At 63.8% G+C, this 10,595-nt stretch carries 12 protein-coding genes; 8 read left to right on the top strand and 4 right to left on the bottom strand.

Annotated features, from left to right (window positions below; translation table 11 throughout):
* On the bottom strand, window positions 1–919 hold a 919-nt coding region (locus TX78_RS04835), incomplete at its 3' end, for a glycosyltransferase family protein (protein ID WP_044494126.1).
* Window positions 920–1,185: 266 nt separating this feature from the next.
* Window positions 1,186–1,578, bottom strand: coding sequence for a DUF1844 domain-containing protein (locus TX78_RS04840; protein ID WP_044494128.1), 393 nt, complete (start codon window positions 1,576–1,578; stop codon window positions 1,186–1,188).
* A gap of 144 nt (window positions 1,579–1,722) precedes the next feature.
* Here TX78_RS04840 and infC point away from each other — a divergent pair, with 144 nt between their 5' ends.
* The 8 genes from infC (at window position 1,723) to TX78_RS04880 (ending at window position 9,454) form a co-directional block, all read left to right on the top strand.
* Window positions 1,723–2,370, top strand: a complete 648-nt coding sequence (infC, locus tag TX78_RS04845; protein WP_233722166.1) for a translation initiation factor IF-3 — start codon at window positions 1,723–1,725, stop codon at window positions 2,368–2,370.
* A gap of 259 nt (window positions 2,371–2,629) precedes the next feature.
* Window positions 2,630–2,824, top strand: a complete 195-nt coding sequence (gene rpmI, locus TX78_RS04850) for a 50S ribosomal protein L35 (protein ID WP_044494462.1) — start codon at window positions 2,630–2,632, stop codon at window positions 2,822–2,824.
* Window positions 2,825–2,881: 57 nt separating this feature from the next.
* On the top strand, window positions 2,882–3,265 hold the full coding sequence (rplT, locus tag TX78_RS04855; RefSeq protein ID WP_044494129.1) for a 50S ribosomal protein L20: 384 nt from the start codon (window positions 2,882–2,884) through the stop codon (window positions 3,263–3,265).
* A gap of 153 nt (window positions 3,266–3,418) precedes the next feature.
* Entirely contained in the window at window positions 3,419–4,507 is a 1,089-nt protein-coding gene (locus TX78_RS04860; protein ID WP_044494132.1) for a TrmH family RNA methyltransferase, read from the top strand.
* Between the two features lie 8 nt (window positions 4,508–4,515).
* Complete coding sequence (locus TX78_RS04865; protein WP_044494134.1) at window positions 4,516–4,839, top strand: RNHCP domain-containing protein; 324 nt, start codon at window positions 4,516–4,518, stop codon at window positions 4,837–4,839.
* Between the two features lie 132 nt (window positions 4,840–4,971).
* Window positions 4,972–6,636 (top strand): alpha/beta hydrolase, encoded by a 1,665-nt coding sequence (locus TX78_RS04870; protein WP_147640421.1) that lies wholly within the window; start codon window positions 4,972–4,974, stop codon window positions 6,634–6,636.
* On the top strand, window positions 6,633–7,250 hold the full coding sequence (locus TX78_RS04875; protein WP_044494139.1) for a hypothetical protein: 618 nt from the start codon (window positions 6,633–6,635) through the stop codon (window positions 7,248–7,250). The genes TX78_RS04870 and TX78_RS04875 overlap by 4 nt, the downstream gene beginning before the upstream one ends.
* 86 nt (window positions 7,251–7,336) lie before the next feature.
* On the top strand, window positions 7,337–9,454 hold the full coding sequence (locus TX78_RS04880; protein ID WP_044494141.1) for a S9 family peptidase: 2,118 nt from the start codon (window positions 7,337–7,339) through the stop codon (window positions 9,452–9,454).
* A 62-nt stretch (window positions 9,455–9,516) separates the two neighbouring features.
* Here TX78_RS04880 and TX78_RS04885 read toward each other — a convergent pair whose 3' ends face one another.
* Entirely contained in the window at window positions 9,517–9,819 is a 303-nt protein-coding gene (locus tag TX78_RS04885) for an acylphosphatase (protein ID WP_044494142.1), read from the bottom strand.
* A 167-nt stretch (window positions 9,820–9,986) separates the two neighbouring features.
* The coding region (locus TX78_RS14190; RefSeq protein WP_044494145.1) for an amidohydrolase family protein at window positions 9,987–10,595 on the bottom strand (609 nt) is incomplete at its 5' end.

Raw genomic sequence — 10,595 nt, forward strand, 5'->3', positions numbered from 1 at the left:
CCATGGAGTTATAGCCGCACATGGACACCACCGCGGCTGCGTGACGGACCAGCTTCGGCACATGTTGGGCGTAGCGGGTGACCCGCACCGCGCCCGGGGCAGCGCCGGTTTCCCGGGCAGCGTCGAGGATCGCATCGTGGTCGGCAGCCGGCATTTGCGGGCCGGTGAGGATGATATGGCTGTGCCCCTGTGGCAGCTGGGCGCGTGCAGCGGCCAGGCCGATGGCGCCGCCGTCGGATCCGCCACCCACCATGGTCAGTACATAGGGAGCCGGAGCTCGCACGCTGGAGGGATGGACCGGATCCTCCGGGCGCCCATGGGCCAGATATCCGGTGAAACGGGTGCGGGAGGCCAGCGCTGCGGGGATCTCGCCGGTATCCAGCGGGTTGTAGATGCCGCGGTCACCGTAGACCCAGATGCCGTCATAGCGATCCGCCACGGCGTCGGCGCCGCCGATACTCGCCCATTCGCGCTGGGCGACCTCTGGGGAGTCCAGGACCTCGCGCAGTCCCAGGATGGTGGTGGCTTCGCGCCGACGCAGCATATCCAGAGCGGCGGTGAGTTCGCCGTTGACCCCGAAAGGATGGCGGTCGACGATGAACAGGTCCGGGTCCATGGCCTTCAGGGCCGCTGCCGCGGTGGCGCTGCGAAGATTCGTCAGCCGGGCGCTGCTGATGTCGAGGCTGCGGCTGACATAGCCGCCGTCGCCGCTGGTGAAGCCGGGCAGCACCAGCCAGTCCCAGCCCTCGGGCAGGGCGTCCTGGGTGGCATCAGGGTGTCCGGCGATCAGCAGGCCGCGGACCCGCTGGCCGGTCACCCGTGGAAGGTCGGCTGCTAAGGCATAGGCCAGCGCCCGGTTGCGCCTGGCGTGCCCGAGTCCCACGGAGTCGTGGGAGTACATAGCGACAGTGATGCTCATGGACACCAAGCCTGGTGGGACTTCGTGAGAGCAGTGTGAGACGAGTATGAGAAAAATGCGGTGTTTTTCTCATGTTCACCTCGGGTTCACCTGGTGACGGCTGCGTAACTGGACTGGGCCGGACGTCGTTGCGGGAAAAGACCCGCAGAAAAGTCAGTGGTCAGTTTGTCCGTGATAAATCGCGTATCTGCAAGCGATAACGGACAAACTGACCACTGAAGGTGTAGTTCATAGGAGGCGTGGGCTACGCGACCGAAAAATTGGCTTTAGTTAACCGGTCCGGTCCACTTCTCACCGGGGCCCTTGCCCGGGGCGTCGGGGATGCTGGACTCTTCACGGAATGCCAGCTGTAGGGAGCGCAGACCGTCGCGCAGCGGCGCTGCGTGGGTGGAGCCCACTTCGGGGGCGGCGGCGGTGACCAGTCCGGCCAGAGCGGTGATGAGCTTGCGAGCTTCGTCGAGATCCTTCAGATCTGCAGCGTTGGGGCCTTCGGCGAGTCCAACTTTGACGGCTGCGGCGCTCATCAGATGCACCGCCACGGTGTTGATCAGCTCGACGGCGGGCACCTCTGCGATATCCCGGGTCTGGGTCCCTACGGCCTCTGCGATGTCTTCGCCGGAAATAGGTGCCTGCTCCGGGGTGTTCTGGTCACTGTGCATGCTGATAAGCTTGTCACAGTCTTTTGAAGCCGCGCCACCGCGCGCCGTGAGACACCCGAAGCTATTACCTTAATTGAAGCAGGAGCAGGACAGATCAGCGAGCCACGTATCAATAACCGCATCCGCGTACCCGAGGTTCGCCTCGTGGGCCCCCAGGGGGAGCAGGTGGGCATCGTCCGAATCGAGGACGCCCTGCGTCTTGCCGCGGAGGCAGATCTGGATCTGGTGGAGGTGGCGCCTCAGGCCAAGCCGCCCGTCTGCAAGCTCATGGACTTCGGCAAGTGGAAGTACGAGGCCGCAGTCAAGGCCCGTGAGTCGCGCAAGAACCAGGCGACTACCACGCTGAAGGAAGTCCGCTTCCGTCTGAAGATCGACGATCACGACTACAACACCAAGGTCGGTCACGCCCGCCGCTTCCTGGAAGCCGGTGACAAAGTCAAGGCGATGATCCAGTTCCGCGGTCGTGAGCAGCAGCGTCCGGAGATGGGCGTGCGTCTGCTGCAGCGCTTCAGCGAGGACGTTGCCGACCTCGGTCAGGTGGAGTCCTCCCCGCGTCAGGACGGCCGTCACATGGTGATGGTGGTTGGACCGCTGCGCACTAAGGCTCAGCAGGCCAAGAGCAATGACACCCCGGACGACAACGAGGACAACAAGGCAGCGGCACGCGAGAAGAACGAGCGCCGCGCCCGTAAGACTCAGGAGCGTCAGAAGATCTCCACTGATCCCAAGGAAGCGAAGCCGCTTTCGAACTCCATGGCGGATTATCTGCCTGAGGAGCTGCGCAACCTCTGACCTTCCGCGGTCAATTCGCAAGAGACCCAGTTGTCCCGTATCATGGACAGCTGGGTCTCTTACTTTCTGCCCCGATGCGCTCAGCGCAGCCGGCGCGCGCGGAAGTAGGACGCCCACGACAAAGGGATCATGGCTTGCTGCACTGCCCTACCGGGACAGGTAGGTAAGCGGAATGATCCACCTCTGCGCCGCCGTCGTCATCATCGATGAGCGACACCAAGGTGCTGAAGGTCCGAACCACACGAAGGAGTACGGCACTATGCCGAAGAACAAGACTCACTCCGGTGCCAAGAAGCGTTTCAAGCTGACCGGCTCCGGAAAGATCAAGCGTCAGCAGGCTAACCGCCGCCACTACCTGGAGCACAAGTCTTCCCGCCTGACCCGTCGCCTGGCCTCTGACCAGATCGTCACCAAGGCCGACGAGGGTCGCATCAAGAAGATGCTCGGCCTCTAGAGCCAGAGCTCTCGCCGCATTACCGAAGACTTTTAAGACTCACAGGAGAAACAACTTATGGCACGCGTGAAAAGGGCTCTGAACGCCCAGAAGAAGCGCCGCAAGGTCCTCGACCGGGCCTCCGGCTACCGCGGACAGCGCTCCCGCCTGTACCGCAAGGCTAAGGAGCAGCTGCTCCACAGCTACACCTACAACTACCAGCACCGCAAGAAGCGTAAGGGCGACTTCCGTCGCCTGTGGATCCAGCGCATCAACGCTGCATCCCGCTCTCACGGCCTGACCTACAACCGCTTCATCCAGGGCCTGAAGGCTGCTGGCGTTGAGGTTGACCGTCGTATGCTGGCCGAACTGGCCGTCTCCGACGCCAAGACCTTCGGCGCCCTGGTGCAGACTGCTCGCCAGGCTCTGCCCGAGGACGTTAACGCTCCCAAGGCCGCGTGATCTTCGCGCACTAGCGCCTTGTGATAGCAGACGACGGCGCCCGTTCCCTTGACTGAGGGGGCGGGCGCCGTTGTCATATCCAGCCCCCGCACCCACACTGTGTTTCACTCTGGGTGCTCTGAGGCGCGAGAATGAAACAAAACCGGGGTCTCAGTGACGCCAACACCACTGAAGAAGGAGCAGCCCACCGTGGCCGATGAGTTTCTGATGGACAACCCCCGTAGCGAGCGTGTGAAAAGGGTCGCCGCATTGGCCACCCGTGCCGGGAGGAAGAAGCAGAGACTCTTCCAGGCCGAAGGTCCCCAGCCGGTGCGTGAGGCATTGGCACTATGGCTGCGCCAGTGGGATGAACCCGAGACCTTCGCCACTGTCCCTGATTCCGAAGACACCTCGCGACTGCGCGCGCAGCTGGCTCCCGCCGAATACCTTCCGGAACTCGACGCGCTGTTCTTCGACCCGCGCGCATTGGAGCAGCACCCGGATATCAGCGCCCTGCTGGACCGGGTCCGCGGGGTACTCTTCAACCCCGAACGAGAGCTCCCGCGGGATGCCCGGATCTTCCTACGCGAAGCTACCCCTGAGGTGCTCGCGGCCATGGGCGACGCCGAAACCTCACAGGGAATGCTGGCGGTCTGCCGCATCCCGGAACTGGAGCTCGCGGGACTCGATTCGCTGCTGGTGGGTATGAGCGAAAGCGCCGTTCAGGTGAGATCTGAAGGAAGCACTCAGGGGTCCACGGTGGAGACCTCTGCCGTCCAGCTCGCTCCGGTACTAGCCGGGCTGCAGGATCCCGGCAACGTCGGGACAGTGATCCGTACAGCGGATGCCGCCGGAGCCGGCGTCGTCATCCTCACTCCGGGCAGTACTGATCCCTGGGCGCCGAAGGTGGTCCGTGCCGCCGCCGGGTCGCATTTTCACGTGCCCATCGCCGCAGGCATCGACCTGCAGCAGCTGAGCGATTTCGTTCGTGCCAACGGCGCCCAAGTCCTAGCCGCTGACGGCTACGGTGAGGTCTCCTTGGCGCAATTGCAGTCGGAGCACGCTGAGCAGGATTCCGCATATCTCGCGCGTCCCACTTACTGGCTGCTGGGCAACGAAGCTCATGGTCTCACCGAGGAGGAGAAAGCCCTGGCAGATCAGCGGGTATCCATTCCGCTCTACGGCCAGGCCGAGTCGCTCAACGTTGCCGTGGCAGCAGCACTATGCCTCTACGCAAGTGCCGTAGCGCAGCATCGCCACTAGGAGCAGCCGTGAGCTACTCACCACAGGGTCGCCGAGCAGAGAACACCGGTTTCGACTGCATTCACTGCGGCCGCCCCATTCCCAAGCACACCGGCGGCAGCTACCGCAATCATTGCCCCCGCTGCCTGTGGTCCAGACATGTGGACATCATGCCGGGGGACCGGGCTGCCGAATGCGGTGCACCAATGGAACCGGTAGGGGTGGATCACTCCGGCAAAAAGGGCTACATCCTCATCCACCGCTGCACCGCATGCGGAGCTCAGGACCGCAATAAGCTCGCCCCGGATGACGACGTCGACGTCGTCGTCGCTCTGCAGCGCCCACCCCTCTAGACACGGGCTTTCCGGCCGGTCAGTCCACTGCGGATTGGGCCTTGAAGTGGGACCAACCGGCCGCAGTTCTGGGCCCAAACTTAGGTGCCGGTGCCCCTGCCTCCGCCGCCGGTCCGGCCTAACGTGCTGAGTGTGAAAGGGCACAGGGGGAGTGGGCACACCGGGAACTGGCGCACACTAGCGGCGCGGGAGTCCGGACAGGGCACGGTCGAATACACCGGCCTGGCGGTGGTCATCGCCATCATCCTCGGTGCGCTTCTCTTCAGCGCACCGTCCTGGGGTTCGGCTCTCACCAGCACAGTCGACAGGATCATCTGTGACATCTCCCAGCCGCTCAGCGGAGGGGAGTGCGGAGACGGCGAAAGCCCTGAGAACCTCGCGCTGGAGGAGTCCGGACCCGATAGCCACCCCGGCGAAGACACTGGCCCGCAGCCTGCGGCTGCACCGGAAGAGCCAGGCATCCCCGATGACCGGCTCGAGCAGGAGCTGGTCGATGAGGCCGTTGAACTCTTTGAGCGCGCCATTGCAGAGAACGCCACCGGTGCTGACATTCGTGCCCTGCGGGAGCACCTGGCGGATCTGAGTTCCGCGGAGATCCGCCAGCTGTCTGAACAGCACCCCAATATCAACCGGTACTCCATGCCGGTGCCGCGGACCCAGGAGCAGCTGACGAGTTTCCCCACTGGCGCAGAGGGCGCCAGCTGGTGGAACGACTCGCTGACCGAAGAGCAGCGCACCGCCCTGGCGCAGTACATGCCGCTGATGATCGGCAACATTGAAGGGGTGGACTACGAAACCCGCAGTGAGGCCAATCTGAATGCCTTGGCCTTCCTGCGCGGGCATGAGGGAACCACCGCCGCACAGCAGGAACGACTCGACCAGATCGCTTCATCGATGCTCGACCCCACTGGCCAGCTTGATGAGAACCGGTACCTGCTCAGCCTGAATATGGGGCACCCCCGCGAGAACTCCGGACGGTGGTACAACCCCTTCGACTGGGGAGCCGCTGAGGAGAAGCACTGGCCGGATCCATTGGCGGCCGTTTCGGTGGGCAATCCTGATATGACCGAGACCACCAGCTTCAATATTGCGGGTATGGGCAGCAATACCGACAATATGCCCACCGAAGTGCGCCGGGCCCAGGGACTCTACGATGGCCTCGATGAGACCCATGCGGTGATTTCATGGATCGGCTACGATCCGCCATCCACCGCCTCACCCAGCGTCTGGTCCAGCGATCTGGCCGAGGCTGGCGGGTACGCGCTGGCATACGCCCTGGATGGATACCAGCAGACCCGTGCCACTGGTGGAGATTCGCCCGCGGTCTTTCTGAACTGTCATTCCTATGGGACCAATACCTGCAATCACGCCCTGATGAATAACCACGAGACTGTTGCTGGACTGACTATGTATGGTTCTTCAGGGATTCCCCATCATCTCTTTGAAGAAGGTGTTCCTCCAGTTCAGCAGCTGAATGTGGCCACCTATGGCGAGAGCAATCTGCCGGCCGTCTTCGCCACTGAATCCCCTGATGACTTCTGGGCGCCCCTCGGGCGGAATCCATTGGGCCTGGGCATCATAGATCGCTACAACCCGGCCCAGGATTCAAGCTACGGAGCACAGATCTTCTACTCCGATGGTGAGGGAGGAAATATCGAAGGTGAAGGCGTCCACGGGCACGGGCAGAATGAATACGACCACCCGGAGCGCTACGGATACCTGGATCCGGACAGTCAGTCCTATGAGACGATGATCCTCATTCTGCAGGGCCTGGCTGAGGAGGTGGAGTTCAAATGAGCAGATACCGCAGACTTCTCACCGTTGCAGCCGCGCTGAGCTTGGTGGTCGGATGTGCCGCAGACCAAGCAGAACCGACCGAGGAGGACTCCATGCAAGCGCAGCACCACACTATGGATCCTGAGGGCGGCATCACCTTTGATGAGCAGATTCAGGAGCTGGAAGCTGCTACCGCGGCGGTGCAGAAGCATATGGGCGACGACGTCGTCGCCCGCTTCGGCCCTGACACTTTCAGCCCCGCTGCGGTGAAGGAGCGTGCACTGCCGCAGGTCTGCGAGGGAAGCGGCTACCACCTGCAGATCTCCTTCGATATAGCCGCTGACCGGGATCTGCAGGAGCTCTATGACCAGGCAGCCGCAGTCGCAGCAGAGCTCGGGCTGAGCGAGAATAGCAATAACTCAGACGGGGTGAACGAACGCGGCGGTATCTTCTACGGTGCCGGCCGCGCCGAGGGGCGGATCTTTGTGGTGACCAAACGTGGTCATCAGGATCGCGTTGATGCAAGCTTCCACACGCGCTGTTCCGATGATCCCAGCATGGAGGAGCAGTACCAGCAGAGCTCGGAGCGCGGTCGGGACCAGATCCAGGACGAATACGGGATACCCGGACAATAAGCGTCCCTTGCTGCGAGGTTCTCCCTGCGTGACACATTGTTGCCATATGCAACATTCAGGTGATCTAGAGCTGGCAGACTGTCCCCATGACTGAGATATTCACCACACTGGATCAGTATGTGGCGGCACCCCGGCTGGGAGGTTTGGCGCTGAGTCCCGACGGCGGCCGACTGGTCACCACCGTGTCCACGCTCAACACCAAGAAGGACGGCTATGTCACCGCGCTCTGGGAGCTCGACCCCCAGGGGGAGAAGCCTGCCCGCAGACTGACACGCAGCGCCAAGGGCGAGGTCGGCCCGGCCTTCGCCGCCAATGGGGACCTCTACTTTACCTCCGCACGCCCCGATGATGAAGGCGGCGAGGACGGCAATGCGCTCTGGTGCTTACCGGCAGCAGGCGGAGAAGCCTATGTGGTCAACCGCCGGGCCGGGGGCGTCAGTTCGGTCAGCTGCGCCGCCAAAGCGGACGTGGTCGCCGTCGTCGCCTCACGCCTGCCCGGGGCCTCCACCGAGGAGGAGCACGAGAGACTGCATCAGGCCCGCAAGGACTCTGCTGTTCAGGCCATTCTGCATGACGCCTACCCGGTGCGTTTCTGGGACCATGACCTGGGTCCGGCACGCAGCAGCCTTTTTGTGCTCGGGGATGAGAACGCCGACGACGGCGCGACGTCGCTGGAGCCTGCGCGCCGGGTGCTGCGTCAGATCACCGAGGACCTCGGCGCTCGTTTCGGTGGAGATGTGCACATCAGCCCGGACGGTACTTTCGCACTCTTTGCCCTGCGGGTGCCCGAGGCCAACGCCGATCAGCGCTACACGGTGGCCCGGGCGGACCTGGTTAACGGCGGCTGGGAGCCTCTCTTCGACGACGCCGAGCACAACTACACCCCCAGCATCGTCAGCCCCGACGGTCGCTACGCGATAATCGGTGTCTCCAACCGCCCCACCCCACAGCAGTCCATGCGCCCGGTACTGCACCTGCTGGACCTGGGCAGCCGTCAGCTCAGCCCACTCACCCAGGATGCGGACCTCTGGTTGACCCCGGCGGCCTGGCTGCCGGACGGATCCGGGTTCCTGGCGCTGGCCGATCAGGACGGCCGCGGTCCGGTCTTCCGTGTGGATGTCCAGTACGGCGAGACTCTCACCGGACGGACTGTGCAGATCACCGAAGAGGACGCCACATATTCGGACCTGCGCCTGGCCCCGGATGGCAAGACAGCCTTCGGGGTGCGCGCCAGCTACGAGTTCCCCGCCGAGGTGGCACGAATCGACCTGGCCACCGGGCAGACCCAGCGGCTGCTCAACCCCACCGAGCGCCCGGTGCTGCCCGGGAGCCTGACCGAGGTCGAGACTCAGGCCGAGGACGGCGTGCGTGTTCGCGGTTGGTTGGCGCTGCCATCTGGTGCCGGCCCGGAGGTGCCAGCACCGTTGCTGCTGTGGATCCACGGCGGCCCGCTGAACTCCTGGAACGCCTGGTCCTGGCGGTGGAACCCCTGGCTGGCGGTCCAGCGCGGCTACGCGGTGCTGCTGCCGGATCCGGCACTGTCCACCGGGTATGGACAGGATTTCATCCAGCGCGGCTGGAACTCCTGGGGCGATAAGCCCTATACGGATCTGATGAGCATCACCGACGCCGTCGTCGCCCGGGAGGATATCGACCAGAACCGCACTGCGGCCATGGGCGGATCCTTCGGCGGGTATATGGCCAACTGGGTGGCCGGACACACCGACCGATTCAAGGCGATCGTCACTCACGCCAGCCTGTGGGCGCTGGATCAGTTCGGCCCCACCACGGATATGTCGCCCTTCTGGCGTCGGCAGATCAACGCGGAGATGGAAGCTGAGCACTCACCGCACTGGCATGTGGAGAACATCGTGACTCCGATGCTGGTGATCCACGGGGACAAGGACTACCGGGTGCCGATCGGGGAGGGCTTGCGGCTCTGGTACGAGCTGCTGGAGAAGTCCGGGCTGCCCATGGATGCAGACGGCAGCACTGTGCACCGCTTCCTGTACTTCCCGGATGAGAATCACTGGATACTCAAGCCCCAGCACGCCAAGATCTGGTATGAGGTGGTCTTCAACTTCCTCACCGAGCACGTGCTCGGTGAGTCCTCGGACAGCCTGCCCGTGGAGCTGGGCCTCACCACCCCGCCTGCCAAGGACGCCGCGTCAGCGGAGAATACCTCTGCTTCTACTGAGGGCTAAGTGCTAGATAGTTGAGCGTTCAAGAGTCGATCGCGCACCAGCTGAGCTCAGCTGCGCTGAGTTCAGCGCCTGATCGCGAAGCCGCTGCCGGGAAGCGAATCCAATTCCTCGGCAGTGGCTTCGCGCGTCTGCACCTGCGTGACCTTGGCGGCCTTCGGGCCGCGGTGGCACCAGTGCAGCATGGAGTCCACCGCGGGGCCCTCGCCGCCGATCAGCAGCTCCACCGCACCGTCGTCGGTATTGCGCACCCACCCGCGCAGCCCCAGCTCCTTTGCCTCTTGGCGGGCGGAGGCACGGTAGGACACGCCCTGTACACGGCCGGTGATGCGGGCGAAGACTCCGGTGCTGAAATCACTCTGACTCATGTCACCCAGTCAAGCATCAGCGGGCTGCGCAGTGAACCCGGGCTGCGCAGTGAACCCCGCCCCGGTCTGCGCTGTGCTCTGGTTCAGCTTTACCCGGCCTTATGCGTTTTACCCGACCGTATACGCCCGGGTATTTCACCGAAGCCCGGGTAAAGCACCTCTGGCTCTTACCAGCGCGGAACGACGGCGCCCCGGCGGATCTGCTCATCGAAGCGATAGACCTCGCGGCCATTGATCCAGGTCCGCAGCACCCTGTTGCGGATGTCAAGCGGATCACCGGACCAGAGCGCGAAGTCAGCATCCTTGCCCACCTCGAGTGAGCCCATTCGATCGGCGACGCCGAGCACTTCAGCCGGGTGGAGGGTGACCGCCTTCAGCGCTTCAGCCGGGTCCATACCTTCGCGCACCGCCAGGGCCGCTTGGTGGATCAGGAAATCGATGGGCACCACTGGATGATCGGTGATGATGGAGACCTTGACACCGGCGGCGCTGAGGATCCCGGGTGCCGTGGGAGTCCGTTCGCGGACCTCCACTTTGGACCGGGAGACCATCATCGGCCCGTAGAGGACCGGGATTCCGCGTGCGGCGATCCGGTCGGCCAGCTTAAAAGCCTCGGTGCCGTGATCCAGCACCAGCTCGTAACCGAATTCATCAGCAATGCGAATGGCGGTGGCAATGTCATCGGCGCGGTGGCAGTGCTGGCGCCAGGGGATCTCGCCGGCCAGCACCTTGGCCAGCGCCTCGGAGATCAAGTCCACCGGGCGGTCTTCTGGATC

Origin of the sequence: Nesterenkonia massiliensis, from assembly GCF_000455245.1 — a bacterium.
In the GTDB taxonomy this organism is placed as follows: Bacteria; Actinomycetota; Actinomycetes; order Actinomycetales; family Micrococcaceae; genus Nesterenkonia; species Nesterenkonia rhizosphaerae.

Excerpts from the sequence above, each read along its gene's own strand:
- rplT (WP_044494129.1), top strand. The coding sequence starts at position 2,882 with ATGGCACGCGTGAAAAGGGCTCTGAACGCCCAGAAGAAGCGCCGCAAG.
- rpmI (WP_044494462.1), top strand. The coding sequence starts at position 2,630 with ATGCCGAAGAACAAGACTCACTCCGGTGCCAAGAAGCGTTTCAAGCTG.
- TX78_RS04840 (WP_044494128.1), bottom strand. The coding sequence starts at position 1,578 with ATGCACAGTGACCAGAACACCCCGGAGCAGGCACCTATTTCCGGCGAA.
- TX78_RS04875 (WP_044494139.1), top strand. The coding sequence starts at position 6,633 with ATGAGCAGATACCGCAGACTTCTCACCGTTGCAGCCGCGCTGAGCTTG.
- TX78_RS04880 (WP_044494141.1), top strand. The coding sequence starts at position 7,337 with ATGACTGAGATATTCACCACACTGGATCAGTATGTGGCGGCACCCCGG.
- TX78_RS04885 (WP_044494142.1), bottom strand. The coding sequence starts at position 9,819 with ATGAGTCAGAGTGATTTCAGCACCGGAGTCTTCGCCCGCATCACCGGC.